At 42.7% G+C, this 25,248-nt stretch carries 25 protein-coding genes; 7 read left to right on the top strand and 18 right to left on the bottom strand.

Features of this window, described 5'->3' with window-relative positions; translation table 11 throughout:
• Positions 1 to 15: 15 nt before the first annotated feature.
• The 7 genes from ACOOE0_RS16055 to ACOOE0_RS16025 all read right to left on the bottom strand — a co-directional run bounded on the left by ACOOE0_RS16055 (position 16) and on the right by ACOOE0_RS16025 (position 6,934).
• A complete protein-coding gene (locus tag ACOOE0_RS16055) occupies positions 16 to 684 on the bottom strand; it encodes an SCO family protein (RefSeq protein ID WP_420399926.1) in 669 nt (222 codons plus the stop codon).
• 9 nt (positions 685 to 693) lie between these two features.
• Entirely contained in the window at positions 694 to 2,424 is a 1,731-nt protein-coding gene (locus tag ACOOE0_RS16050) for a hypothetical protein (RefSeq protein WP_420399925.1), read from the bottom strand.
• A 261-nt stretch (positions 2,425 to 2,685) separates the two neighbouring features.
• Entirely contained in the window at positions 2,686 to 3,909 is a 1,224-nt protein-coding gene (locus ACOOE0_RS16045; RefSeq protein WP_420399924.1) for a DUF3570 domain-containing protein, read from the bottom strand.
• A 9-nt stretch (positions 3,910 to 3,918) separates the two neighbouring features.
• On the bottom strand, positions 3,919 to 4,143 hold the full coding sequence (locus ACOOE0_RS16040; protein ID WP_420399923.1) for a DUF4266 domain-containing protein: 225 nt from the start codon (positions 4,141 to 4,143) through the stop codon (positions 3,919 to 3,921).
• Positions 4,124 to 5,056, bottom strand: a complete 933-nt coding sequence (locus ACOOE0_RS16035) for an FAD:protein FMN transferase (protein WP_420399922.1) — start codon at positions 5,054 to 5,056, stop codon at positions 4,124 to 4,126. Before ACOOE0_RS16035 ends, ACOOE0_RS16040 begins: the two co-directional genes overlap by 20 nt.
• Positions 5,057 to 5,058: 2 nt before the next feature.
• Positions 5,059 to 5,472, bottom strand: coding sequence for a thioredoxin fold domain-containing protein (locus ACOOE0_RS16030; RefSeq protein ID WP_420399921.1), 414 nt, complete (start codon positions 5,470 to 5,472; stop codon positions 5,059 to 5,061).
• A gap of 37 nt (positions 5,473 to 5,509) precedes the next feature.
• Positions 5,510 to 6,934 carry an L-serine ammonia-lyase gene (locus ACOOE0_RS16025; RefSeq protein WP_420399920.1) on the bottom strand — a complete coding sequence of 475 codons (1,425 nt, stop codon included), beginning with the start codon at positions 6,932 to 6,934 and terminating at the stop codon, positions 5,510 to 5,512.
• Positions 6,935 to 7,302: 368 nt separating this feature from the next.
• Here ACOOE0_RS16025 and dnaK point away from each other — a divergent pair, with 368 nt between their 5' ends.
• Positions 7,303 to 9,219, top strand: coding sequence for a molecular chaperone DnaK (gene dnaK, locus ACOOE0_RS16020; RefSeq protein ID WP_420399919.1), 1,917 nt, complete (start codon positions 7,303 to 7,305; stop codon positions 9,217 to 9,219).
• A gap of 115 nt (positions 9,220 to 9,334) precedes the next feature.
• Here dnaK and ACOOE0_RS16015 read toward each other — a convergent pair whose 3' ends face one another.
• The 11 genes from ACOOE0_RS16015 to ACOOE0_RS15965 form a co-directional block, all read right to left on the bottom strand.
• Entirely contained in the window at positions 9,335 to 9,979 is a 645-nt protein-coding gene (locus ACOOE0_RS16015) for a response regulator (protein ID WP_420399918.1), read from the bottom strand.
• Positions 9,980 to 10,600: 621 nt separating this feature from the next.
• Positions 10,601 to 11,467, bottom strand: coding sequence for a hypothetical protein (locus tag ACOOE0_RS16010; protein ID WP_420399917.1), 867 nt, complete (start codon positions 11,465 to 11,467; stop codon positions 10,601 to 10,603).
• Between the two features lie 201 nt (positions 11,468 to 11,668).
• Entirely contained in the window at positions 11,669 to 12,391 is a 723-nt protein-coding gene (gene rluF / locus ACOOE0_RS16005; RefSeq protein ID WP_420399916.1) for a 23S rRNA pseudouridine(2604) synthase RluF, read from the bottom strand.
• 17 nt (positions 12,392 to 12,408) lie between these two features.
• Positions 12,409 to 13,284 carry a sulfate/molybdate ABC transporter ATP-binding protein gene (locus ACOOE0_RS16000; protein WP_420399915.1) on the bottom strand — a complete coding sequence of 292 codons (876 nt, stop codon included), beginning with the start codon at positions 13,282 to 13,284 and terminating at the stop codon, positions 12,409 to 12,411.
• A complete protein-coding gene (modB, locus tag ACOOE0_RS15995; RefSeq protein WP_420399914.1) occupies positions 13,281 to 13,952 on the bottom strand; it encodes a molybdate ABC transporter permease subunit in 672 nt (223 codons plus the stop codon). The genes ACOOE0_RS16000 and modB overlap by 4 nt, the downstream gene beginning before the upstream one ends.
• Positions 13,949 to 14,353: a TOBE domain-containing protein gene (locus tag ACOOE0_RS15990; RefSeq protein WP_420399913.1), complete on the bottom strand. Its 405-nt coding sequence runs from the start codon at positions 14,351 to 14,353 to the stop codon at positions 13,949 to 13,951. Before ACOOE0_RS15990 ends, modB begins: the two co-directional genes overlap by 4 nt.
• Complete coding sequence (modA, locus tag ACOOE0_RS15985) at positions 14,346 to 15,113, bottom strand: molybdate ABC transporter substrate-binding protein (protein ID WP_420399912.1); 768 nt, start codon at positions 15,111 to 15,113, stop codon at positions 14,346 to 14,348. The genes ACOOE0_RS15990 and modA overlap by 8 nt, the downstream gene beginning before the upstream one ends.
• A gap of 71 nt (positions 15,114 to 15,184) precedes the next feature.
• Positions 15,185 to 15,763, bottom strand: coding sequence for a DUF1287 domain-containing protein (locus ACOOE0_RS15980; protein ID WP_420399911.1), 579 nt, complete (start codon positions 15,761 to 15,763; stop codon positions 15,185 to 15,187).
• 6 nt (positions 15,764 to 15,769) lie between these two features.
• A complete protein-coding gene (locus ACOOE0_RS15975; protein ID WP_420399910.1) occupies positions 15,770 to 17,518 on the bottom strand; it encodes a sugar-binding protein in 1,749 nt (582 codons plus the stop codon).
• 35 nt (positions 17,519 to 17,553) lie between these two features.
• A complete protein-coding gene (locus ACOOE0_RS15970; RefSeq protein WP_420399909.1) occupies positions 17,554 to 18,366 on the bottom strand; it encodes an alpha/beta hydrolase in 813 nt (270 codons plus the stop codon).
• A gap of 46 nt (positions 18,367 to 18,412) precedes the next feature.
• Positions 18,413 to 18,823: an EthD family reductase gene (locus tag ACOOE0_RS15965; RefSeq protein ID WP_420399908.1), complete on the bottom strand. Its 411-nt coding sequence runs from the start codon at positions 18,821 to 18,823 to the stop codon at positions 18,413 to 18,415.
• A gap of 363 nt (positions 18,824 to 19,186) precedes the next feature.
• Here ACOOE0_RS15965 and ACOOE0_RS15960 point away from each other — a divergent pair, with 363 nt between their 5' ends.
• From ACOOE0_RS15960 to ACOOE0_RS15935, 6 genes are all read left to right on the top strand, one after another.
• Complete coding sequence (locus ACOOE0_RS15960) at positions 19,187 to 19,999, top strand: hypothetical protein (protein WP_420399907.1); 813 nt, start codon at positions 19,187 to 19,189, stop codon at positions 19,997 to 19,999.
• A 132-nt stretch (positions 20,000 to 20,131) separates the two neighbouring features.
• Positions 20,132 to 21,829, top strand: a complete 1,698-nt coding sequence (gene ggt / locus ACOOE0_RS15955) for a gamma-glutamyltransferase (RefSeq protein ID WP_420399906.1) — start codon at positions 20,132 to 20,134, stop codon at positions 21,827 to 21,829.
• Between the two features lie 200 nt (positions 21,830 to 22,029).
• On the top strand, positions 22,030 to 23,253 hold the full coding sequence (locus ACOOE0_RS15950; RefSeq protein ID WP_420399905.1) for a GTP-binding protein: 1,224 nt from the start codon (positions 22,030 to 22,032) through the stop codon (positions 23,251 to 23,253).
• A 7-nt stretch (positions 23,254 to 23,260) separates the two neighbouring features.
• Complete coding sequence (locus tag ACOOE0_RS15945) at positions 23,261 to 23,860, top strand: DinB family protein (RefSeq protein WP_420399904.1); 600 nt, start codon at positions 23,261 to 23,263, stop codon at positions 23,858 to 23,860.
• A 76-nt stretch (positions 23,861 to 23,936) separates the two neighbouring features.
• Complete coding sequence (locus tag ACOOE0_RS15940; protein ID WP_420399903.1) at positions 23,937 to 24,650, top strand: hypothetical protein; 714 nt, start codon at positions 23,937 to 23,939, stop codon at positions 24,648 to 24,650.
• 58 nt (positions 24,651 to 24,708) lie between these two features.
• A complete protein-coding gene (locus ACOOE0_RS15935; RefSeq protein ID WP_420399902.1) occupies positions 24,709 to 25,206 on the top strand; it encodes a hypothetical protein in 498 nt (165 codons plus the stop codon).
• The last annotated feature ends 42 nt before the right edge of the window (positions 25,207 to 25,248 follow it).

The raw sequence follows: 25,248 nt of genomic DNA, 5'->3' as shown, positions 1-25,248 counted from the left end.
AGCTTAGTTTAGCATTCAGTTTATTTGGTAAACCAGTGACTTAATGTCACCAATAAGCCGATTTACGTCATCGGTATCAGTTCCATTGTAGACACCCCGTATCTGTTTATTTTGATCTACCAGCACAAAGTTTGGGGTGTGGATAAAATCTTGGAGTCCGCCATCTCCATAATCGACCGTGGCAAAATAGCTTTTACGTGCCAGGTCATAAATATGTTTTTTGTCGCCAGTGGCAATGTTCCATTTCGATTTAAACACGCCATTTCTACGGGCATATTCTTTTAATACAGGAACACTGTCCATTTCAGGAGTTACCGACATGGATAGCAGCATCACATCATCCTCATTCAAAAATTCCTGCTGCAATTTTTGCATATTGTTGGACATAATAGGGCATATGCTGGGACAGCGGGTGAAAAAGAAATCGGTTACATATACTTTGTCCTTATAGTTGTTTTGGGTAATAATTTCTCCATCTTGATTGACAAGACTAAAGTCCGTAACCGTATGCAGCACTTTGGTGTTTTGGAGTTCTACATCTACCAACTCAGGGTTAAAATCCTGCGGACCAAAAATTGGCAGTTCCTTTTTCTGATTGGGAAACAGGTAAACAACCATCAGGGTACCAACAGCGATAACTGCTATTGGCACCTTGGATTGGTTGAGCCATTTAGAAAATTTCATAGGCTTTTGTTATAGGGTGGAGTTTTCAATTTGTATATCTGAATGGGCCCAGGCTTGATCAAATTCTTGTTTGATTTTGGCCGCTTCTTCCATTTTACCTTGTGCCTTTAAGCTATTGTGCAAGCCCATTAGGGACCAACCGTTTTGCCTTAAGACTTTCAAATCCTCGCGATAGACTTTCTCTGCCTCAGCATATTTTTTGGCAGCCATTAGAGCGGCTCCTAAATTCTGACGGGTGGGAATATGCCAAGCGGCTGGCTCGGTATAGGTCAATCCATCTTCAAATTTCACTGCGTTTTCCAAATGTGAAATGGCTTTGGTAATATCGCCATTTAAAGCTGCAAGTTCCCCAGCTACCACTTCATAGGCAATGTTTGCAGAGTTGATGGATGGATTATGTGCTGTGGCCACCAAATCTTCCAGAGCAGGATCATTTTTGAGAGCGGCAATTGCATCCAGTTCCTCTTTGGCTTCCTTGCTGTTTCCTTTACGGACAAATGCCATTCCACGGGCATAGTGGCGGATAAGGTTGAGATGTTTGATTTCCGGATTGGGAGCTGGAATGGTTAATATTTCATTCCATTTGCCAAATCGTGTATAGGCGAGTAATGGGGTAGAGGCAAAGTCCTGCAAAAAGGGAAGATTGATCAACTCTCCTGTTGGAACTTTCTCTGCAGTTTTTTTGGCCGCGTCAATGGCAATTTCACTATCCCCCAATAAGCTGGCTGCGGACCAAAGAAAATGAATGTTGTGAGGATAATAACCCAATGGATACAAACCTTGGGAATAGCATTGGGAAATATAATCCTCATCGGCCAAAATAGCGGCTTGGTTGGACTTTACTGCATCCAAATAACGCCCAACACGAATGTAAATATGGGATGGCATATGTACAATATGACCTGCGGCTGGCATGAGTGCTCCCAACCTATCAGCGCTGGCCACCGCCAAATCAGGTTTTGGCAATTCCACCATATGAATATAATAATGGTGGGCACCAGGATTATCGGGATTTATTTCTATTGCTTTTTCCAAGGCGGCCTTGGCTTCCGGAATGTTGGGCGATGGATTCCCATTATCGTCCCAATAGTTCCAAGGTACGGTGTTCATGACCGAGGCGGCATATAGTACCTGAACTTCGGCATCTTCTGGAAATTGCTGCTGCACTTTGGCCATTTCATGCATATAGGCCATGTTGAGTTCGGCTACATCCTTGGATAAATCCTCACTGTATCTGGCCGTTAAGGCATTGATGAGAGCTTTTTCTTTCTCAGTGGCGTTGGCCGCAAATTTTTTTGCCTTGGCAAGAGCCTCATTGGTTTTTATTTTTCGTTCTTCAGGGGGCAGGGGGTCATTGATGTTCGGTCCCAAGGCATATGCCTGGCCCCAGTAGGTCATCGCCGATGTTGGATCTAATCGTGATGCCTCCATGAAGGATCGGTGCGCTTCGGCATGATTAAAGGCATAGGTTAATCTCAATCCCTGGTTGAAAAAGGTTTGTGCGCGTTCATTTTGTGTAGTGATTTTGTAACTCAGTTCCCCAAGATTTTCAAAGAGAGGGGAAATCTGCTGTGTACTGTCAATTCCGTCTAGCAAAAATGTAGTAGGAGTACACTTAATAAAGGCAAAGGAAGCTTTTTGATAATTTTTCGATGTTCCCAAAGAACCATTTTTGGACCAAAAGTGGACCATTGTGAGCAATCCCAGCGCAATTACGACGAGACTTAATTTAGTTTTCATAGTGTTAGTTGTTATTGTTAAAAAGCATGTATTCGAAACTTACATTTCCAAATTCAAATTGGTATTGGCCATTATTTTTGGATGCAACCCAAGGGAAGAACTGACAGTCATTTTAGATAATTAAAAAATAACTGTAAAGGGTTGATTTGTAATAAAATACAAGGTACTAAAAAAACGAGATGGCCACACTGCAACTGTGTAAATTGCACTTCCTGAAGTATAATGGGTAAGTTTTGTTGGAAAACTCTCTGTTGCCCATTCCTATTTGGACTTGTTTTTTCTTGTCCTTCCCTTGCGTTTTTTCAAAAAATTAAAGGAGGTGGAAACGGTATGCGCCTTTAACCCATTGGAACGGGAATAAAAGAAATACCGAAACGAAAAATTATGCAAACCTTTGTTCTTACGTGAAGCTGGCCAATGTCGCCACCCCAAGCCCACGGTAATGGAATTAATACCCGATAGATCGTAGTCTGAGGTGTAAAATTCTTCAGAAGTGTCATGTTCTCCCTTTGGAGCAAAAAACCTGGATTCTTTTTGCGTATAGTATCTAAGGCTAGGGAGCAACGTCCATTTAGGACTTAGCTTAATGGCAGTTTCATTGTCCAAGGTAAGTCCAAGTATCCCAAAATCATCGGTATACAGCCCCACTTTATTTTTTAAGATTACACCTCCTGTGGTAAACCGATTCCATCGAAGGGAAACCGCCAGCTTTCGCCTTTCGTCCGGAAACTGTTCGACTCCTCTTGAATTGTCCGAAAAGAAAATCCTGTGGAAGGGTGTTGCCAATAGTCCTTTTTGTAAACTGAGGACTGAAAATATGCCAATAGTATTTCTTTGATCCAGTACTTGGGTAAATCCGAGGTTAAGATTGTAGGAATCCCGTCGGTACTCATCATACCATTCCTGAAACCTAAGCTCCACAGGGTAAATCAAAAATTGGGGCTCCGACAAAAATCCGTCATCGAGTCTTCCCCATCGCAAATCGTCATTAAAAATCTGGAGTTCCGCCGAATATGTTTGCATATCATTTTGGGAAGTTTTGGTCATACCCAAATGCTTTCCAATCGAAAAGTAATCCGATTCTATGGAGCCGCTTAGTCCAAAACTTAAGGTCATTTTGCTCTTTTCCAGATAGCGGGTATAGTGAAGACTGGTATAGCTGCGAGCATCCAAGCGCGAAGCGGAAGACTTAATTCGGTCTATATTATCTGTGGAAGCTGAGGAAATAATGTCGGCACCAAGCTGAAAATTAATTCCATTTTTACCCAGTTTCTTTTTGAGGTTGAAAGAAGGCCCGTATACCGTCAAGCGCTCTGTTCCCTCTCCACCAGTTACGGCAGAGTTGTCGCCATTTTGAAGGTAGTGGTTATACAACAGTTCCACTTCTGTCTCCTTGACCTTAAATTCGGATTTGCTCCTATTCTGTGCTTTCGCCATCAATAGGGAAAATGCAAGGCTACCAACAAGTAAAGTGCGTTTGTTCATCCTTTAACCCTAATTGCAACCGCAGCCCCCACTGCCTTTTTTGCCTTCAGCAGTTACGGAACCTTCCCTGATGGCATGAGCGTAATGTTGAAATTTATTGGCACTGAACCCGGTCATGGACATTTCAGGGTCGTTAATATATTGCCTTTCATAGGGTTTTAAGGCCGTGGAACAGGATTCCAAGCTTATCAGTAGCAGGCACAAGGCGAAAATCTTAGGCAGGAATTGGTTCATATTGTAATTGCTTGGTAAAAAACACCTTGTTTTGGTCATCCACAATAATGCCGTGGGTTTGGGGTAGTTGATTCAAAAAGGAAAGCCCTTGGTCAACGCCCATGGCATAAACCGCCGTCGCCAGGGCATCTGAAAGCTCTGCACTAGGGGAAAAGATAGAAACACTTTTGACTCCTGTTACAGGAAGACCGGTTTTAGGATTGATATTATGGGAATAGCGGACCCCTTTGTACATAAAATGTTGTTCATAGTCCCCGGAAGTGGCCAAGGAAGCATTGTTCAGTGGAATATGAAAAAGAATTTGATCTCTGTCATCTGGATTGGCAATGCCAATCTTCCAGGCTTGTCCGTTCTCGTCGGTACCAAAAGCTGTCAAATCGCCACTGGCATCAATATAGCCCCCTGGCAACTGGTGACCTTTCCAAATTTCCTTGACCCTATCCGCCGCATATCCTTTTCCAATGGCTGCCACGCTGAGGTGCATGTTTTCTTGTTTCAAACGGACAGCATTGGAGTCTTCATCCAGCTGGATTTTGTTATAACCCACTCGATTTTTGACCCTTTGAACATCCTTTTTACCAGGTAAGGTGAACTCGGCATTCCGAAACCGATACAATTTTTTTAATGGCCCCACGGAGATATCGAAATACCCTTGGGAGAGTCTAGAAATTTGTTGGCAACGCTTCAACAGTTCCATGACCTCTGGATTTACGTGAACAGGTGTTTCGTATGCCTTTGTGTTGATATTGGAAATAATGGAATCTCCTTTAAACTCCGACAACAAATCCTCGATGCGTTGGATTTCCTTGACCCCTTCTTCCAATAATCGATGGGCCTTGACTTCATCATCAAGTACCACGCCCAGCTCAAAAGAACAGCCCATTAATTTTTGTTGTCTCTTGTAGCGTTGCATACCTATGGGTTGAGGTTTGATGACAGTTGGGCAATAAAATCGGAACAACTTTGGTCCAGATACTCCAAGGTTTGGGTTTCCTTGGTGTCGGTTTTTTCTAGAATGAGGGTGGGAAAAATGCCTTGAAAGTTATACTTCTCCGCCATTTCGGCATTGTATTGCTGGGTGGCTTCGTCCAATTGCTTTCGTTGCGGAAAATCGATGCGTTCAATGTGAATACTGTGTTTTTCTGCATAGGTGATAAAAGCAGTATTGCTCAATACATTTTTTTCTAGCCGAATACAGTTCACGCACCAATCCGATCCTTCAAACAGGATAAGACGATACCCACTTTCCACTTCCCTGTTCGGGCTGAAAGCAAGCAATAGAAAAACAAGCGCAACAAGTCCGAACGAAAAAAATCTTGAGGTTGCCATGAATTAAGGTTGAATTACTTATCGAATTAATTTTGGTTTAACAATCACTTAAAAAGACGCCAACAGCCAGTCCTCCTTCCGAAGTCTCCTTATACTTGGTATTCATATCTTTTGCGGTTTCCCACATGGTACTGATCACTTTGTCCAAAGGCACTTTGGCATCCTTAGGGTCGGTTTCCAAAGCCAACTCCGCAGCATTGATGGCCTTGATTGCCCCCATAGAATTCCTTTCTATGCACGGAACCTGTACCAGCCCACCTATGGGATCACATGTAAGCCCTAGATGGTGCTCCATCGCAATCTCGGCTGCAACCAAAACTTGTTCAGGGGTGCCCCCCAATAGTTCGGTCAGAGCACCTGCTGCCATTGCCGAGGATACCCCAATTTCAGCTTGACACCCTCCCATGGCCGCGGATATGGTCGCACCTTTTTTAAATATACTGCCAATCTCACCCGCCACCAACAAAAACTTTTTAATGTGCTCAAAATTCGCCGAATGGTTTTCTATGACCATGTGGTACATCAAAACCGAGGGTATGACCCCCGCGCTGCCATTGGTGGGTGCTGTGACCACCCTACCCAAGGAGGCATTGACTTCGTTTACACTTAAGGCGAAACAACTCACCCATTTCAAAATTTGGCGAAACTTAACCCTGGTTTTTCGGATGACTTCCAACCATTCTTGTGGGTTGGAATAGGGGAGTTCACCTTTCAATTTTTGATGCATTTCAAAAGCCCTTCGCCTTACATTGAGACCTCCAGGAAGCGTGCCTTGGGTATGGCACCCCAAATACATGCATTCCAGCATGGTATGCCAAATACGCTGTAATTCAGCATCTATTTCCTTAGCTGACCTTAGGGAGAGTTCATTTTCAAGTACTACTTCCGAGATGGATGCTTTTTTTGAATCGCAATAGGACAAGAGTTCATCCCCTGTTTTAATAGGACAGGGAAATGCTTTGAACGTAGCTTTGTTTTCTTTGGAATGTCCGAGGTCTTCTTTGACCACAAAACCCCCTCCTATGGAATAATAGGTTTCTGAATGGCTCTGCCCTTTGTGGAGCTTTGCTTCAAACCGCATCCCATTGGCATGAAACGGTAGAAACTCTTTTTTAAAAACAATATCGTCCGAAAAGGAAAAAGATATTTCGCGCTCACTTCCAAGTGCCAGCTTACCGGAAGTTTTGATGGATTCAATAGTACTGTCGATACTGTCCGTAGGTACTGTTTCGGGATCACTGCCCAAGAGCCCCATGATTACGGCAATGTCTGTTGCATGCCCCTTGCCAGTCAAGGATAACGACCCATAGAGATAGACTTTTATCTCGGAAACAGCATCAAAAATCTCTTGTTCCCTAAGCTCTTGAATCCAGCGTTCAGCAGCCCTCCAAGGCCCAAGTGTATGGGAGCTGGATGGACCCACACCGATTTTAAGCATGTCAAAAACGCTAATGCATTCCACAGGCAAATTATTTTTCCCAAATATAAGAAGAGCGCAAGCACAAATTATAGGGTGGGGAGTTAGTTATTTTCTGAATCAGTAATCAATTATCAGTTTGCCAAACATCAAACATCAAACATCAAACACCAAACACCAAACACCAATCACCAAGCACCAAACACCAAACACCAAACACCAATCACCAATCACCAAGCACCAATCACCCAAGCCCCAGCTCCAAACCCTAAACCCTAAACCCTAAACTCCTCAACTACTAATTTTCATCCAACTATGTCTGACACCTTGTCATATTCCAATGCATGGCATGATCATTGTCACTTCAAGAGCGAGACAAAAATGAATTTTCAACAGATATAACTTTAAATAAAATGAGCAAAATTATAGGTATAGACTTGGGTACGACCAACTCCTGCGTCTCTGTAATGGAGGGTAATGAGCCTGTGGTAATCCCCAATGCAGAGGGGAAAAGAACCACGCCGTCTGTCATCGCATTCGTGGAAGGCGGAGAGATCAAGGTTGGAGACCCGGCCAAGCGTCAGGCTGTTACCAATCCTCATAAAACAATTTACTCTATCAAGCGGTTTATGGGGAATAAGTTCTCAGAATCCAAAAAAGAGGCTGACAGAGTACCGTATAAAGTACAAAAAGGTGACAACGATACCCCAAGGGTAGATATTGACGGTCGTTTGTACACGCCACAGGAACTTTCAGCGATGATCCTTCAGAAAATGAAGAAAACTGCTGAGGATTATTTGGGACAGGATGTGACCAGGGCGGTGATCACCGTGCCGGCATACTTTAATGACTCCCAACGTCAGGCCACCAAAGAAGCTGGAGAAATTGCCGGTTTAACCGTGGAGCGAATCATCAATGAGCCAACTGCGGCTTCATTGGCTTACGGACTTGATAAAAAAGATACTGATCAAAAGATTGTAGTGTTCGATTTTGGTGGTGGTACGCACGATGTTTCCATCTTGGAATTGGGTGATGGTGTTTTTGAAGTATTGGCTACAGATGGAGACACCCACTTGGGAGGTGATGACGTGGACCAAAAAATCATTGACTGGTTGGCCGAAGAGTTCAAAAGCGACGAAGGACTTGATTTGAGGGAAGATGCCATGGCGCTACAGCGTTTACGCGAGGCTGCGGAGAAGGCAAAGATTGAATTGTCGTCTTCTGCCCAAACCGAAATCAACTTGCCTTATGTAACAGCTACAGCTTCTGGTCCAAAACACTTGGTAAGAACCTTGAGCCGAGCCAAGTTTGAGCAGTTGATCGGGGATTTGGTGAAGCGTACCATAGAGCCATGCGAGGCCGCACTAAAGAGTGCTGGACTTTCCAAAAGCGACATAGATGAGATTATTTTGGTAGGGGGATCTACAAGAATTCCTGCCGTGCAGGAAGCCGTGGAGAAGTTCTTCGGGAAAAAACCTTCCAAAGGGGTTAACCCGGATGAGGTTGTGGCCGTAGGTGCTGCAATCCAAGGAGGTGTATTGACAGGAGATGTGAAAGATGTACTTCTTTTGGATGTTACCCCACTTTCTTTGGGTATCGAAACCATGGGAAGCGTGTTTACTAAATTGATTGAGGCAAACACCACAATCCCAACCAAAAAATCACAGGTATTCTCTACAGCGGCAGATAATCAACCTTCGGTTGAGATTCATGTATTGCAAGGAGAGCGCCCCATGGCAGCGGATAACAAAACCATTGGTAGATTCCATTTGGATGGGATTCCACCCGCACCAAGAGGTACACCTCAAATTGAAGTGACCTTTGATATCGATGCGAACGGAATCATCAAGGTTTCCGCAACGGACAAGGCCACAAACAAAACGCAGGATATCCGAATTGAAGCTTCTTCAGGTTTGACCGAGGAGGAAATCGAAAAGATGAAAGCTGAGGCAGAAGCCAATGCTGAAGCCGATAAAGCTGCCAAAGAAAAAGCGGATAAGTTGAACGAGGCTGATGGAATGATTTTCCAAACAGAAAAGCAATTGAAGGAGTTTGGAGATAAACTTTCGGATGATAAGAAAAAGCCAATCGAGGAGGCTTTGGAAGAGCTGAAGAAAGCGTATGAAACCAAAGATGTAGTGGTTATTGAACCAGCTTTGGAGAAAATCAATGAAGCTTGGAAAGTGGCATCTGAAGAGATGTACAAGGCCCAGGCCGAAGCTGCACAAGCCAATGGTGCTGCAGATGCTGCAGCTGGCGGTGATGCCGGTGCAGGAGATTCAGCAGAAGGCGATAACGTTGAAGACGTAGACTTCGAAGAAGTCAAGTAGCCTGTCCTGAGCAAGGACGAAGGATAGACTTCGAAAAAGTAAAATAAGATATTAAATGTCCAAAGTATAAAAGCCCGCTAAAAGCGGGCTTTTTTTTGTTTGCAAGGATATCAAGCTAAGCTGCATTCAGTTGTCGGACTTCCATCTCTTGCAGTTTCTTTAGTGCTTCAGATTTGGAGTTCACATTAAGTTTTACATAGATGTTCTGAATGTGAAAGTTCACGGCACTGGGAGTTACGCAAAGCCTGTCGGCAATCATTTTGTAAGTATACCCATGGGTGAGCAACTCAATAATTTGATTCTCCTTTTTTGAAAAGCTCTCGAACGTTCTGACCTGGAAGGAATGAATGATTTTCTTGGCCACCTCGTGCTCCAAGGCCACTCCATATTGGTGCAATTCCGTAATCGCATTGAGCAATCGATTTTTGGCCAGAGGCTTGGTCAAAAAGCCATCAGCTCCCTTTCTAAAGGCTTCTTTTATCACTTCGAAGTCACATTTCCCACTTATCATCAAGACCTTGGAGGAGATATTTTGTTTCTTGAAATATGGAATGCCATCAATTCCGGAAATACCGGTCAAAATAACTTCGGAAACCACAATGTCCGGTCTTGTTCTAACAGCATTTGGAATAAATTGATTTACGGAAGTGTAAATCGCTACCAGTTCATATAATATCGAATCGGTAAAATACTGTTGGTAGAGGGGGTGTAGTTTTTCGTCATTATCAATAATTACAATTTTTAATGTTTCAGTTTTCATGGTTACTAGATTTGATTATCTGATTTTGTCATATACATCATCGTTTACCTTAAATTCAGGTAAAACACGTCCTGTCCGCACATCCAGTCAGCGAGAACATGGTAAACCAGAGTGTTCCAGATATAAAGCAGAACCTAACAGGTTTTACCAATGTCCAAGAGTGGACATGCTGATAACAATCCCAAAGGGATTAAATCAATAGTAGTCTAGAAAAAATAAAGGGTGCTAGAAAAGTGCCTTTGTTTGGTCTGGGGGATTTGTTCTGGCACTAAGATTAGTAGCTTTTTTCATGAGTATAAGATTTGGGTTAATATGTTATTTCAAAAATTAAATTAAGTTTTTTATTCCTTCAAAAGAACATTTTGTAGTTTTTTTCGTTCAAATGCACTTTTCGCTTACCTCGAATTTCATGAGGTATAAGCGCATTCAGAACTGTATAAAACAAAATAGGATGCCCATTTCGAGCATCCTATTCTTACTAAATTGGTCCGGATGAAATAACACAACCCGCTTCTATGATAATTTTTGGTTCCCCCTGTTTAATTTACCATAGTTCAATAATGTTCTATAATTGACAAAATCAGATAATCTTCAGGTAGTGGACCAACTTTTGTCGCACTGTTAATCTTCAAAGGACGTTCCAGTGTACGAATTTGCCGAGTCCGCATTTAATGCAGCGTTGAGATTGTTATCATTGTAGGCCACCACCGTATTGTCCATAGGTTGTCTTCTGTAGGCAATGGTTACCTGCTCAATGGTGTGGTTTTGGCCCCTATTGGATACTACGTAGCTTTCTCCTTTTTCAACATCCAATTGTATGGCATAATCATCCCTGCTGCTGTTGATGTGGCTTCCCAAGTTTACCGAAGGAGTCAGTTTGTTATGGGTCACTTGAGTGGCATAGAGGTCCAAGCCTCCAAATCCATCACGTCCTTCAGAAGCAAAGAACAAGAGCGTACCGTTATAAATATTTGGATATAGCTCATCCTCTTTGGTGTTTACCTTGGGACCTAGGTTTTTGGATACCCCTAGGCTTCCATCAGAGTTGATGTCAGCAACATAGATGTCATATTTCCCATAGCTTCCCTTCATATTGGAGGCAAAGAATAGACGTTTACCATCATCAGAAACCGTAGGATGTTTGGCAGAGGCATATTTGGGGCACACAGCTATTTTGGTAATGTTGCTCCATTTGCCATTGATTTTTTCAGCGCGATAAACCTCATGGATAAGTTCCTTCTTGGAAAATAATCCGTACAATGGCTTTTGTTCACTGGTTTTACTGAAGTATGCCGTTTTACCATCTTGGGTTACCGACATGGAGGGAATATAACCTTCCAATGTGGACACATGGCCATTACTATTGCCTTTGGAAGCTTCGATAATCCCAATGCTATTTTCAAATTTCATGGGATTTTGCGCAGTTACCTGCATTAAGCAGAATATAGCGGTAACAAGAATGGATTGATGGGTTAATGAACGTGTCATGATGTACAGATTTGGGGGTTAATACATCACAAATTTGGAGAAAGATTTTTAAGAATTACCTATTAATTTTTCATAGTTTTTGAATTATGTCGATTAAAAACTGCATTTCATCGAATATTTTTTAATTCATTAACAGTATAAAATCCTCAAAAAGGTCAGTTGACGATGTTTTGTGCATTTTAACCGATTGATTGCACAAACCTAATCGTGTGTCTTGGAGGAACTTGACACCAGTTTGTTGATTTCGCGAAGTTCTTGCTCTGTTAGATGGCGCCATTTTCCCACCGGAACATCCAAGCTCACATTCATGATTCTAACCCGTTTCAATTTTTTAACCCTGTAATCCAAATGCTCGCACATTCTGCGTATCTGTCGGTTAAGACCTTGGGTCAAAATTATTTTGAACTGGTGTGAACCCAATTTTTCCACTTCACATTTTCGGGTCATGGTGCCCAATATGGGGATACCATTGCGCATGCGGCGAATAAAGTCTGATGTAATAGGTTTGTTGACGGTGACGATATATTCTTTTTCATGGTTGTTTCTAGCCCTTAAAATTTTATTCACGATGTCTCCATCATTGGTCATGAATATGAGTCCTTCACTAGGTTTGTCCAAACGGCCGATAGGGAAAATCCTTTTGGGGTAGTTGATAAAGTCGATGATGTTGTCTTTTTCAACCCTTGTATCCGTAGTGCAGACAATGCCCACGGGTTTGTGAAAGGCCAGGTACACAGGTTTATCCTTAGGCTCGGAAATCAACTCCCCGTCCACTCGTACTTCATCTGTAGGTTTGATTTTTGTGCCCATTTCCGGTACTTTTCCGTTGATGGTCACCCTACCTTGGTCAATCAACTTATCCGCTGCCCGCCTGGAACAATACCCAACCTCACTCAAGTACTTATTGATTCTTGTCTCCTTCATAGATTTTCTTTTTCCCTTCAAGAAATTTTATAAATAATTGGATTAAATGCTTTGGAGGCCACGATGACGGCATCTCCAATGCCAAGATTTTTTACTTCGGATTCCTGGGCTATGATTTTGACCACTTCATTCTGGATTAAAACGGTAACAATATAAACCACTTCATTTTTCTCGATGCGGAGTACTTCACCTTTAAATTTGAATTTGCCACTTAGATTTTGGTTTATAAAGATTTCGGATGGACTCCCTTGGCGAATCACCTTTCCTTCCTCCAAAACCACAACCCAATCCGATAATCGATGGATTTCCCCAATGTCATGACTGATCAGCAAGGTGGTCAGTTTGTATTTACGGTGCACTTGGAGTAGATACTCTTGCAATTTGAGCCGAATTTTTAGATCGAGGGCCGAAAGTGGTTCATCCAACAAAAGAATTTTGGGTTGCTGAACCAGGGCTCTGGCCAAAGCCACTCGCTGTTGCTGCCCTCCTGATAAGGTATTTGGCTTTCTGTCTTTAATGTTTCCAAGTTCAATGATTTGGATCAGTTCCTGGACAATTCCAGAATCCTTGTCCTTGGGTTGGGCGAATTCCAAGTTCTGCAGCACGCTCATATTTGGAAACAGGGCATAGTCCTGAAACACGTATCCAATCTCTCGATCTTGCGGTTTTAGACGGATTTTTTTTGATGTATCCAACCAAACACTGTTGTCCACCTCAATTTTGCCAGTTTCTGGCTGCATTAAACCCGAAAGGATTTTCAAGGTGGTCGTCTTGCCTGCTCCAGAAGGGCCATAAAGGGTGATCAATTGACCCCGCGGAACCTGTAAATCCAGGTCTAGGAGCATAGGACCTTCAGGGCCATCCAATGGTTTTTGTATTTGGATGTTTATCATTTCCAAAACTTTTTAAGATGTCCCCCATTGATCAAATACACGGTTAGCAGAATACCAAAGGTGATGGCAAACAAGATCAAGGAATAAAAATTGGCATTGGCGTAGTTCAAAGCTTCAACCTCATCGTAAATGGCAATGGAAGAAACCTTCGTCTTTCCGGGAATGTTGCCCCCAATCATCAAGACCACCCCAAATTCTCCAACGGTATGTGCAAAGGAAAGCACTATACCCGTTAGCAGTGAAGGTTTGATATTGGGCAAAAGAACATTCAGCAAGGTTCGAAACTTGGATTTGCCCATGAGGTAGGACGCTTCCCGAAGGGAATCTGGAATTCCAGAAAACCCGGATTGAATGGGATGCACCATAAAAGGTAAACTATACAGTAAAGATGCCACTACAAGCCCAGGAAATGAAAATACCAATTGAATTCCAAAGGCTTCATTGAGCCAGCCTCCAAAAATGGTATTGGGGCTAAAAGCAATCAAGAAGTAAAATCCCAAAACTGTAGGCGGAAGAACCAACGGCATGCTCACCAAGGTTTGAACAATGGGCTTGATTCGGGCTTTGGAATACGCCAGCCAATAGGAGAGGGGTATGGAAACCAACAACAAGACCACCGTGGTGACCAGGGCCAATTTAAAAGTCAATATCAGTGGTTCCCAACTCATAGTTTGGCCAACATTATTTCGTTCAGTTTGATGAGTGCGGTGGCTGGAGCGCTGTTCTTCAGTTTCAGCTGGTCTATTGCTTTGGAACTGATAATGGAAGTGATTTCACCCATAGGGCTTTCCAAGACCACCTTTCCCAGCAAAGCTCCCTTATCTATGTTTTTGATGGTTCCAGGTATTTGGTTCTGCAAACTGATATGAAATGATTCACCCACCCCAATGACGACCTCAGTTTCCTTGAACAAGACATTGATTGCTTCGCCTTTTTTAAGATAATCTGCGGATTCCGGTGTTTCCACCACAATGGCTTTGATACGGATCTTCGAATGTACTTCAACAGTTACCAGAGACAGATGTCCACTAACCTCTATATCCACAATGGTCCCAGGTAAACTATTCATATATCGAATATCCGTATTTCTTCAAAATTTCTTGGGCTTCTTCGGTAAAAATAAATTCCAAAAACGAGAGCGAAGCTTGGTCTTGACCTGTTTGATTCCCCAGCATCACAATGCCCTGTTGAATAGGTGCGTAGCTATCCGTGTCCAATTCTATCCAATGACCCTGCTGGGATAAAGGTGTACCGATTAAAGTAGATTTGGCCGTAAATCCCATTTGGGCAGCCCCAGTGGTCATAAACTGATTGGTCTGTGAAATGTTCTCACCATATACGAGCTTGTCCCTGACCAAATCCATCAACCCATGTTGCTCCAATACTTCCATGGCTGCCCTACCATAAGGGGCCGTTTTGGGATTTGCCAAAGCGATATGCGCAATACTGTCGTTTTTGAGAAATTCCAACTTAGGGACAAGTTCTTTGTTGGTTGTAAACAAAACCAGCTTCCCGAGTGCATAAATTTTTGGTGCCGCTTTGGTATGTCCTTTTTGATGAAGCATTTGGGGATATTTCAAATCCGCGGATAGAAATACATCAAAGGGTGCTCCTTCCATGATTTGGGCGGTGAGTTTTCCTGAGGAACCCACCACCAAATCACAGGCTGTTCCTGTATGCTCCGTATATCTTGCGGCGATTTCCTGAATGGAATACTGCATGTTGGACGAAACCGCGATGGTCAGTTTTTTGGATGTGTTGCTGGAATTGCACCCTAATCCTAGGATGAAGAGAAATGCCGTAACTATTAAAGTATAAACTTTGTTCATAATCCATCTAAAGGTACTATAGCCTGAACAATGAATCTCTTAATAGGCTACAAAAATGAAAAGTAATGCATCTATGGGTAGCGATAGTGTCCTATAATCTTGAAATCGAACAGGCAATCTTCCAAAACCTGCCCACGCCCAATATTATGAACGATAAGATATCGGTGCCCTTCACGGGATTTTTTATGGGACACAATTCCGATATGGGTAGTTCCCCCGCCCAGATTCCAACATACCACATCCCCAGGCAAATAGTCCGAAGCTTGATTGGAAATAGTTAGGGAGGCTCCCTGACGTTTAAAATAGGTCATCAGATTTGGAACCCTCCGATGATCAATGTTGGTATCTGTGGATTGCAACCCCCAAATTTTGGGATACTCCTGAAAATGTGCTTTCATATCCTGATGTACCCTTTCTTGGAGGTCGATGCCAATTTTGCGATAGGCCCTAATAATGACATCCGTGCAAACCCCCTTATCACTTGGCACATCCCCATTGGGATAAGCTATGGAAAAATAACCAGGGTCATAGGTAACCTGTTGTTCGGTGAGTTCCAAAGCAGCATCGGCCAATTCTAAGGTCTGCGTGTCTATTTGGGAAAAAGAAAATTGACAGACGAACAGGGCAAAGAGAAACTTTAAAACCTTCATTGAGTGTTATTCGTTAAAAGAAACCTTACTAAAGGCAGAAGGTATATGAAAATCCGCTTTGGGGGAGTCGGGGATGGTTTTGGTATACCAATTCACCTTTTTGCCTCCATGAAAATCCGCTCGGAAAACACCCATGTAACATTCATTTTGGATGCCAAAGGATTCGAGCTCTTTTCTTGAAATACTGCCTTCCACAATATAGCCCCCTTCAATATCTTTAGTAGCCAGGGTAAGGGTTTTAAAGTCCCAGCCATGATCAATATTCCTTGGAAAACTTGCCTTAAAATCAAGTACTTCACCCTTTGGGGTCATTTCGGCTCCATAATATTCTGTCAACTCTTTATCCGAAGAGAAAAACAATTCCACCCTGTCCGCAGGAAGCAAGGAACGTTCGTTTACATATGTGATTTTGGTAGGGGTGGCATCCATGGTCTTGAAGTAAAAATAGAAGTGCTCAGGAGTGACCACATAATCAAAATGGGTTTGGTCTTTGCCTTTAAGCTTCCATGGATCCGACAGTCCAAACAGGTAATGGTGTTTATCCCAGTCTTCCAGTTGGGCATCCACCAAAATCTCAGCATCACCCGTGATTGATTGAATAAAGGACACTTCTTCCTCCCTATAGGGCGAGCCATCTTCCCGTAAAACATCATGGAACCAAAGTTCCGGTTCCGCAGTGTATTCCTTTTGCCATGAATCCCAAGGATAAATGGTTTGGGATTTCCCAGAAACAAAACCCCAGCTGTAGGACGCTACCTTATGCTTTTTGAATATAGGGAGTATGTCCTGAAAAGTAGAATTTACAGATCGGGCCATGTATTCGGTACAGAATAGAGGCCGGTTGGCAGTGGACAAGCGTTCCACCATTTGGGCCGTGGCCTCGGCATTGGCATAGCAATGAAAATTGATGACATCAGAGTTTTCAAAGGCGAATTTGTCAATATCACTCATGTCATCCAATTCTTTATTGACCGAGGTCCAAACATCAATGCTAAGGGGTTGGGAGGGATTTACTTCCCTTGCCCATTTATATACCTTTTTCAAAAGGCTTAATGAGTGTATCTCCTTGTTTTCGGGTTCCAATTCCCCATAGCTATTGCTATTGGGGTTACCTGGTTCGTTGTATAAATCCCAGATAAGCACGCGCTGGTCATCATTAAAATGATTAAGCACACCCTTAACATAATGTTCCAATTTTTTATGCTGGGTTGAATCTACCAAAACCTCATGTCCAGGACTTTGGACCCATCCAGAGTTATGCACATGGGGATTGGGTTCGTGCTGTTTGCCCAATTTTGGATTCGGGTCCCAAACATCGTCCAGCAAAACAAACATGGTTTTAATTTTATGGGTGTCCGCAATGTCAAGATATTTTTCCGCACGATTTATTAAGCCCAGGGAATCCTGTTCCCATAACAGGTCGTGCAAAAACACGCGCATGGTATTGAAACCCATATCATGGGCCCAGGAAAGTTCTTTGTCAATTTTCAACGTGTCAAAAGTATCTTCCTGCCACATTTCCAATTGATTAATGGCCGAAGATGGGACAAAATTAGCACCGACCAACCAAGTTTGATTCTCATACCAAGCGTTGATTCGTTCTTCTGTCCATCGCTGCACAGTGGTATCGTTTGTTATTTCCAGCCTCTTTTGTTTTTCCTTACATGAGAGGCCTAGGCCAAATAGTATCGTAATGAGCAGAAGTGCCAACGGCCCCCGACTTGAAATTTTGGTTTCCTTGTTTTTTGAGGTCATTTTTCAAAAGGTAATTAGTGCGTTTTTACTTAGTTTTAGTTTGTGTGTTCCAATACAAAGTCTACCAAAGGACTATCCTCCCGCCCCAATTCATGTACCATTTGGTAGTGGTTAAGATGCTTGTATGCTTTGTATTCCATATCTGCTACTGACTTGTTCTCTTCATAAAGGCTGTTGGATTGCTCAATAAAAAATTCCGTTTCATTAGTACCGACACTTAATGAAACTGGGCACTTTACAACGGACAGATCCTTGTTGATTATGCTATAATTCTCCACATCATGATCATTCAGTTGAAGCACCTCATTGAGGTAACTGTTTTTTATGGGGTCTAAATCAAAGATACCACTGAGGCTACATATGGCACGGATGCTAGATCTTAAGGTCTCATTCATTAAATAGGTCATTAGCGCCAAATGCCCGCCAGCGGAATGTCCTGAAAGAACAAGTTTATTGGGATTTCCATTATATCGAACAATCTGTTCCCTAATCCAGATTAACGCATTGCTGACATCCAGTAAGACGGTTTCCATATTCACTGAAGGAATGAGCCTATAATTGATTACGCAGACAGTGAAATTATTTTTGACAAAGGGCTCTGCTACAAATTGATAACTCCTTTTATCCAACGCTCGCCAGTAACCTCCATGTATGAACACCAAAACAGGGGCATTTTCCACATTGGATGGGAAGATATCCATGGCTTGCAACACATCCAAGCCATATTTTTGATCCAAATGACAGCTATAGGATTTCTTGACTCTTAAGGATTCCCTTTCGTTGATATCCAAATATTTTTGATAATCCGGATGCCGTAAGCGAAGGTTGAATTGATTGGTTTTAACCATGACTGATTTTAGGAAAGGAGCGTTCTCTTGTTGTTATGACCCTTGCTTATTCATACACTTCGCTAATCTGCACTACAGGCTGTATGTTCGTATAGTTTGGAATGTCACCAACAATTTTATCGGCATTGGGGCCAAACGAATTTTGATAGGCTGACAGTTGGTCAAAATACAAATATCCGATGGCCAAGTATGGGATGGGCTCATCAGGGGTCCTGCCGCTAATCCCCTTGTCTATGGTAAACAACTTTAGGGAATCTCCCAGTAAGTTCGCTACCATGGGCATATGTTTATTGGAATAATAATCCATGTCAAAGGTTTTGCCATCTCCATTGGGGTACAGGATGGTTACTTTGGTCATGCCCTTCTTGATTTTGGAGGTTTCCTCGGGCGGGGTCCCTTGGCAACTGGCAAAAAATAGAACCATGCAGAGCATAAGAGGCAGAATTTTGTTTTTCATTTTGTTGGTATTTAATGGCTTGCCTTAAAGGTAGCATTTTTATTGGGGGATTGGGAGCTAGTTATTGGATAGACCAACCAACCTAATTACATCTAAATCGTAATTTGTGTCTCTGCCATGCTGCTCAACCGCTAAAAACAGCTTTACTTTTTGTATTGTAGGTTCGACCATTTGGATTCAATGGATTTTCAAGTTTTAGGTTGACTAAGTTTCTGGCTCTATTGGAATTTAGTAAGTTTGTTTTGTTCCTGAGTATAGGAGCATATATTCCCTTGGGTTAAGACCAATCTTTTGGATTCGGAAATAAATCAATCGGATTGGAATTTACGGAATTCAACAGTCAACTATATAAAAACAATTCAAATGAAATTAAAAACTCCAAATTTATTTGCTTCAATGCTACTCTTGGCAATTGTTGTAACATCTTGCAAGCAGCAAAAAAAGGAAAACACGGAAGCCGCAGAAGAAGTAGCGGTGGAGGTTGAACAGACCAAGATTACCCTTGAAAAACTGGATGGGTCCCCTGCATATGCCGATGCAGTATTGCAGTTGGATGAACCCAGTAATACCAGCATAGCTGAAGGTGGGGAGGTGAATTTCTCCTTTACAGTGAACAATTATGAGCTTGGAGCGCAGACAGAAGGTCCCAATGCGGAACGCTTGGCAAATTCAGGTAAGGGACAGCACATCCACTTTATTTTGAACAACCAGCCCTATTCTGCACATTATGAACCTGCATTTGCCAAAGAGGTTCCCAGCGGAGTTCACCATTTGGTTGCATTTTTAAGCCGTTCGTACCATGAGTCGGTAAAGAATGAAAACTCCGTAGTGGTTAAAAAACTGGAGATAGGACCAAATGCCACGGATTCACTTGGCTTGGATATGGAAGCTCCTACACTGATATATAGTCGCCCCAAGGGAACTTACAAAGGAAAGGATACGGAAAATCTTTTGCTGGACTTTTTTGTGTTGAACACTACGCTTTCAGAAGACGGCAATAAAGTAAAAGCTACGGTAAACGGAGAAGAGTTTATGATTACGGAATGGGCTCCCCATGTGGTCAAAGGACTACCTATGGGCGAAGTAACCATTGAATTGGAGTTGGTGGATAGTGAAGGGAATCTAATTCCTGGACCGTTCAACACTGTGACGCGAACAGTGACCTTGGCGGAATAGAAATATCTTGGATAGTACGTAAATTATCAAAAGGTCTTTTCCAGAATCTGGGAGAGGCCTTTTTTCTTTTGTTGTGGCCCATCATAAAAAAATAGACATCATATTTTGTACTTTAGAAGAAGAAAAACGATTATGAAAAAAATACTTTGTTACCTCATTTGCTTTTTACTTTTCTTACACTCTTCAATAGCCCAAGACCGAATCACTGGTGAGGCCTTTGCCACCCGTTCCGTGGTGTTGGGTCAGAACGGCATGGTGGCCACTAGCCATCCTTTGGCCACCCAGATTGGACTAGACATCCTCAAGGATGGCGGTAACGCCATAGACGCAGCCATTGCTGCAAATGCCGCTCTAGGACTGATGGAGCCTACAGGATGTGGGATAGGAGGAGATTTGTTTGCAATTGTTTGGGATGGGAAAACAAAAAAGCTCTACGGGTTAAACGCTAGCGGACGTTCACCCCAAAAACTCACTCTGGAATATTTTGAAAAAAAGGGCATGAAGAAAATCCCATCACACGGACCGCTTCCTGTTAGTGTACCTGGAGCAGTGGACGGTTGGTTTGAATTGCACCGGAAGTTTGGGTCAAAACCCATGACCGAAATCCTTGCGCCAGCCATCGATTATGCAGAAAAAGGCTTTCCATTGACTGAACTTATCGCGTGGTACATGCAACGCACCATTCCTTATTTTGAATCGAAGGGGTTTCCGAATATAGAGGATACATACAAATCCCAAAACGGTGGAAAATTGCCCAACGAAGGGGAAATCTATAAAAACCCCTACTTGGCCAATACCTATCGTAAAATTGCTGAGGGAGGAAGGGATGCCTATTACAAAGGGGATATTGCCAAAACTATCGGAAAGTTCATAAAAGACCAAGGAGGTTTTCTGTCAGCTAAAGATTTGGCGGCGCACAAGTCAGAATGGGTAGAACCGGTATCCATTAATTACAGGGGGTACGATGTCTGGGAGCTTCCACCGAATGGCCAGGGAATTGCTGCGCTTCAAATGCTACAAATATTAAAGGGTTATGACTTTTCCAATATCAAATTTGGAAGTACGGAACACCTCCATCTCTTTACGGAAGCCAAAAAACTGGCCTTTGAGGACCGAGCTAAATATTATGCAGATATGGATTTTTTTGATGTCCCTGTTGAAGAATTGTTGTCTGAAGATTATGCTAAGTCAAGAAGGGAACAAATAGGTAAGCGCGCTAGCACGTATTCGGCTGGGGAAATCTCCGCAGGTGAGACCATTTATATGACTGTAGCGGACGATGAAGGCACCATGATTTCATTGATTCAAAGTAATTACCGTGGGATGGGTTCTGGAATGGCGCCGCCCAAATTGGGTTTTATGCTCCAGGATCGGGGTGAGTTGTTCAGTCTTAAACGGGGTCAGGCAAATACCTATGAATCGGGAAAACGACCCTTCCATACCATAATCCCTGCCTTTGTGACTAAAGATGATAAACCTTACCTCAGTTTTGGTGTAATGGGAGGAGATTTCCAGCCTATGGGCCACACACAAATTGTTATGAACCTGATTGATTTTGGAATGAACATCCAGGAGGCCGGTGATGCCCCAAGATGGGACCACACGGGTGGAGCAAGCCCTATGGGAGCAACCACTAAGAATACAGGGATGATACGAACAGAATCCGGGATACCGTATTCCACCATTCGAGGTTTAATGGACAAAGGCCATAAAATGGGCACCGCTCGAGGCATCTATGGGGGCTACCAAGCCATTCTTTGGGATGACGAAAACAAAGTCTATCACGGAGCTTCCGAAAGCCGTAAAGACGGGCAGGCAGCTGGGTATTAAGCAAACTTTAGAGTTTAATTCTCCCAAATAGGTATCCTATTTCAGAATATAGGAACCGTAGCTTACGGTTGATATTTCTGCCGCTTATAAAATAAATGCAACCGAGTTGCATTTATTTTCTTTTTCATATATTTTTACGACTGAGTTGCATTTACATGGATTGTTGACACTTGTGTTGTGCAATGCTTAAACTTCGTAAAATGAAAAAGGACAATAAACTGCCTGTAACCGTACTTAGTGGCTTTTTGGGTGCAGGGAAGACCACCTTGCTAAACCATGTTTTACATAACAAAGAAGGGATGAAAGTCGCTGTCATTGTTAACGACATGAGTGAAGTGAATGTGGATGCGGAATTGGTGAAGAGTGAAAACACCCTTTCACGTACGGAGGAGAAATTGGTGGAAATGAGCAACGGCTGCATTTGCTGTACCCTTAGGGAGGATTTGATGGTAGAGGTGGAGCGTCTGGCCAAGGAAAACCGATTTGACTACCTCCTTATTGAAAGTACTGGAATAAGTGAGCCCATCCCCGTAGCCCAGACTTTTTCTTTTGTTGATGAGGAGAACAACATTGACCTTTCCCGATTTAGCTATGTGGATACCATGGTAACCGTGGTGGACGCCTTCAATTTTTTCAAGGATTTTGGGAGTCCCGAAACCCTTATGGACCGAAGTCTTACTGATATTGATGGGGATTATAGAACCATTGTCAACTTGTTGACCGACCAAATTGAATTTGCCAACGTGATCATACTGAATAAAACCGATTTGGTTTCAGAAGCGCAGTTGGGTCTTTTAACAGCTACCATTCACAAACTAAATCCCTCTGCACAGATTATCGAGTCCCAGTTTGGCAAGATCAGCCCACGGGAGATACTGCATACTGGACTTTTCAATTTTGAGGAAGCGGAACAAAGCGCAGGTTGGATTGAGGAACTAAACAAAGATGAACATACCCCTGAAACCGAAGAGTACGGTATAGGTTCGTTTGTGTTTCGAAGCAAAAGACCATTTGACCCGGAACGTTTCTGGCATTTTGCCCAACATGTATTCCCAAATACCATTATCCGCAGTAAAGGTTTGTTTTGGCTCGCTTCCAGACCCTCCCAAGCCTTGATTTGGGGTCAGGCAGGAGGATCTCTGAGAACGGATAGTGCAGGAGTCTGGTGGAGCAGCATGTCTTTTCAACAAAGGTCCCAATACATGGCGTTTTTGGAAAATCAAGAGCACATCGAGTCTGGATGGGACAAAACCTTTGGTGATCGAAAGAATGAAATTGTATTTATAGGTCAGGATATGGATGAAGCACATATTAGGGCTGAGCTTGATGCTTGTTTAGCTACGGACAAAGAGCTAGAGTCCCAAAAGTGGATTCAGGGATATCAGGATGAGTGGCCTGTGCAGCGAGCTTATGCATTGAATTGACGCTAATATGAATCGAACAGGTTTTCTAAAAAATATTTTTGGTTTTGGTCTGCTCTCCCTCCTGGGTTGTAAAATTGATAACGACCAAAAAGAATCCGCGGCAGGACTGGATGAGGGTAAGTTAATGGCCGCTTACGCCCACGAATCTTTAAAAGATTTGCGTAAAGAACTTGTAGCGGCTTGGCATCGTTCAGAAGCTATGACAATGACCAATGTAAAACAGATGCCTCCAGAGTATTTTACTTTTAAGTATACGGATGAGGCCATGACTTTTGCTGAGCAATGGCGACACTGCGTTATTTATACCTGTGGGCAGTTGGCTGGCCGAGCGGGGTTAAAAAATCCCTATGAGGGGATAAAATTACCAGTACAAATGCCCAAGGATGATGTTATCAATGAATTGAAGAACATGTATGCGTTTGTACGAAAATCCATTGCCGAAATGTCTGATGACAAGCTTACGGCCAAGTGCGATTTTGCAGGGGAGACCATTCCGGTTTGGCGTTTGTTTTATGCCATGGAGAACCATATCATTCACCATCGTGGACAATGCGTTGTTTACTTGCGTCTCAATGGTGTCGTTCCCAAAGGGTTTTATGGATGGTAAGGACATGGACCATCCAAGGTTCAACTAGTTAGAGAAAAAACACTGAACAGAAAATAAACATTTAAAAATTTCACCAATGCTACAAAGAAAATTTGATGAAGTAGTGAAGACCTACTTTCCCGATGCCATGGACGCCAAGGACACTTCGATTCACTATCTGGGAAAAATGCAATTGGAGCATCAACTGGATATTTCCAAAGTACTAATGGCCACATCGGTATGTTCCGATGATATCAATGTGCCTTCCACAACTTTTTTTAATGTGTTGTTCGGTCCCTTTATTATGGGGGGATTGGGAGGACTGCCCTTCGCTGGACAAACAGGGATGACAGCCTTTGCACACCATATTCCGGATGATGGTAGCGCTTTCATCTTTTACGGCCCGCATATTGGAATTACCCTGGATGGCGATTTAGGGAAAATGTTCCGACCACGACAGGAGCAGACCGGAAATTCATGCGGCGCGTTAATGTTGGCACTGGACAGATTCCAAGATAGTGACTACAGACCAGTATTGAACGATGATGACTATCAGCAAATGAAACTGGAGGAAAGCCTGCTGCCCTACAGAGAACAAATACTGGATAGTAATCATCAAGAAAAGAGTATTACTGAGGCAACCTATGAGGTAATTAACAAAAAAATCCATGAGCACATCAAATCTTGCAAAAATGAATTCCATGTAGACAAGGTGACCTTACTGGGAGGGATTATTATCAATACCGATTATGGTTTGGATGACTACTTTGTGGCCAAAAACTTTGAGGTGATTGATGTTAAAAGCTTATAAGTCAATCTTATAGGCCTTTCAGAGCCATGATTTGCTTTAAGATTTGGAAATCCAATTGATGCGAAGAAGTTTATATTTCGTTTGTCCAACAGATTGTCTTGAGCCTGTGATTAACGGTTATTTTGGAGACAAAAACCACTATTACACCTCACTTGGCAATTCCGTGGTGTTTGATATGGATACCATTGGTCATCTCAGACAACTGATTTTAAAGCACAGCATTCAGGAAATTTCCTTTGTCTTGTCCATCAACAATCCAATAATAGTTGACGCCTTGGAAAATCAGAATTTTGCGGATATCAGGGGTTTGAATGATCTCTATATGGAATTGGTAAAGCAGAAGGGACATTCCGAGGTTTTATGTGGCGGGCATAATCGTCAGTTCATTATTCTTTCTTATCACCTCAACAAGAAGATAAAGGAATTTCAATTTGTATTGGAGAGTTTAGGTATGAATCAAATAAAGGTAGGGGGCAAAATTTACAGTAAGGAGGAGCATACATTTTACAAAATATATTCCGATTTGGTATGCACTGAGTTTTTTAGCTTAAATTGACCGAATGAAACCAAATTCAGAAAATTGACTGTTGAACCGAAC

It is taken from the genome of Flagellimonas sp., from assembly GCF_965215805.1.
Taxonomy (GTDB): domain Bacteria; phylum Bacteroidota; class Bacteroidia; order Flavobacteriales; family Flavobacteriaceae; genus Flagellimonas.
The sequence above is the reverse complement of the archived record's forward strand: the minus strand, read 5'-3'. Positions and strand labels throughout refer to the sequence as shown.

What these genes read in the sequence shown, in the direction of transcription:
- ACOOE0_RS16055 (WP_420399926.1), bottom strand. Translation starts at nt 684, where the DNA reads ATGAAATTTTCTAAATGGCTCAACCAATCCAAGGTGCCAATAGCAGTT.
- ACOOE0_RS16050 (WP_420399925.1), bottom strand. Translation starts at nt 2,424, where the DNA reads ATGAAAACTAAATTAAGTCTCGTCGTAATTGCGCTGGGATTGCTCACA.
- ACOOE0_RS16045 (WP_420399924.1), bottom strand. Translation starts at nt 3,909, where the DNA reads ATGAACAAACGCACTTTACTTGTTGGTAGCCTTGCATTTTCCCTATTG.
- ACOOE0_RS16040 (WP_420399923.1), bottom strand. Translation starts at nt 4,143, where the DNA reads ATGAACCAATTCCTGCCTAAGATTTTCGCCTTGTGCCTGCTACTGATA.
- ACOOE0_RS16035 (WP_420399922.1), bottom strand. Translation starts at nt 5,056, where the DNA reads ATGCAACGCTACAAGAGACAACAAAAATTAATGGGCTGTTCTTTTGAG.
- ACOOE0_RS16030 (WP_420399921.1), bottom strand. Translation starts at nt 5,472, where the DNA reads ATGGCAACCTCAAGATTTTTTTCGTTCGGACTTGTTGCGCTTGTTTTT.
- dnaK (WP_420399919.1), top strand. Translation starts at nt 7,303, where the DNA reads ATGAGCAAAATTATAGGTATAGACTTGGGTACGACCAACTCCTGCGTC.
- ACOOE0_RS16015 (WP_420399918.1), bottom strand. Translation starts at nt 9,979, where the DNA reads ATGAAAACTGAAACATTAAAAATTGTAATTATTGATAATGACGAAAAA.
- ACOOE0_RS16010 (WP_420399917.1), bottom strand. Translation starts at nt 11,467, where the DNA reads ATGACACGTTCATTAACCCATCAATCCATTCTTGTTACCGCTATATTC.
- rluF (WP_420399916.1), bottom strand. Translation starts at nt 12,391, where the DNA reads ATGAAGGAGACAAGAATCAATAAGTACTTGAGTGAGGTTGGGTATTGT.
- ACOOE0_RS16000 (WP_420399915.1), bottom strand. Translation starts at nt 13,284, where the DNA reads ATGATAAACATCCAAATACAAAAACCATTGGATGGCCCTGAAGGTCCT.
- modB (WP_420399914.1), bottom strand. Translation starts at nt 13,952, where the DNA reads ATGAGTTGGGAACCACTGATATTGACTTTTAAATTGGCCCTGGTCACC.
- ACOOE0_RS15990 (WP_420399913.1), bottom strand. Translation starts at nt 14,353, where the DNA reads ATGAATAGTTTACCTGGGACCATTGTGGATATAGAGGTTAGTGGACAT.
- modA (WP_420399912.1), bottom strand. Translation starts at nt 15,113, where the DNA reads ATGAACAAAGTTTATACTTTAATAGTTACGGCATTTCTCTTCATCCTA.
- ACOOE0_RS15980 (WP_420399911.1), bottom strand. Translation starts at nt 15,763, where the DNA reads ATGAAGGTTTTAAAGTTTCTCTTTGCCCTGTTCGTCTGTCAATTTTCT.
- ACOOE0_RS15975 (WP_420399910.1), bottom strand. Translation starts at nt 17,518, where the DNA reads ATGACCTCAAAAAACAAGGAAACCAAAATTTCAAGTCGGGGGCCGTTG.
- ACOOE0_RS15970 (WP_420399909.1), bottom strand. Translation starts at nt 18,366, where the DNA reads ATGGTTAAAACCAATCAATTCAACCTTCGCTTACGGCATCCGGATTAT.
- ACOOE0_RS15965 (WP_420399908.1), bottom strand. Translation starts at nt 18,823, where the DNA reads ATGAAAAACAAAATTCTGCCTCTTATGCTCTGCATGGTTCTATTTTTT.
- ACOOE0_RS15960 (WP_420399907.1), top strand. Translation starts at nt 19,187, where the DNA reads ATGAAATTAAAAACTCCAAATTTATTTGCTTCAATGCTACTCTTGGCA.
- ggt (WP_420399906.1), top strand. Translation starts at nt 20,132, where the DNA reads ATGAAAAAAATACTTTGTTACCTCATTTGCTTTTTACTTTTCTTACAC.
- ACOOE0_RS15950 (WP_420399905.1), top strand. Translation starts at nt 22,030, where the DNA reads ATGAAAAAGGACAATAAACTGCCTGTAACCGTACTTAGTGGCTTTTTG.
- ACOOE0_RS15945 (WP_420399904.1), top strand. Translation starts at nt 23,261, where the DNA reads ATGAATCGAACAGGTTTTCTAAAAAATATTTTTGGTTTTGGTCTGCTC.
- ACOOE0_RS15940 (WP_420399903.1), top strand. Translation starts at nt 23,937, where the DNA reads ATGCTACAAAGAAAATTTGATGAAGTAGTGAAGACCTACTTTCCCGAT.
- ACOOE0_RS15935 (WP_420399902.1), top strand. Translation starts at nt 24,709, where the DNA reads ATGCGAAGAAGTTTATATTTCGTTTGTCCAACAGATTGTCTTGAGCCT.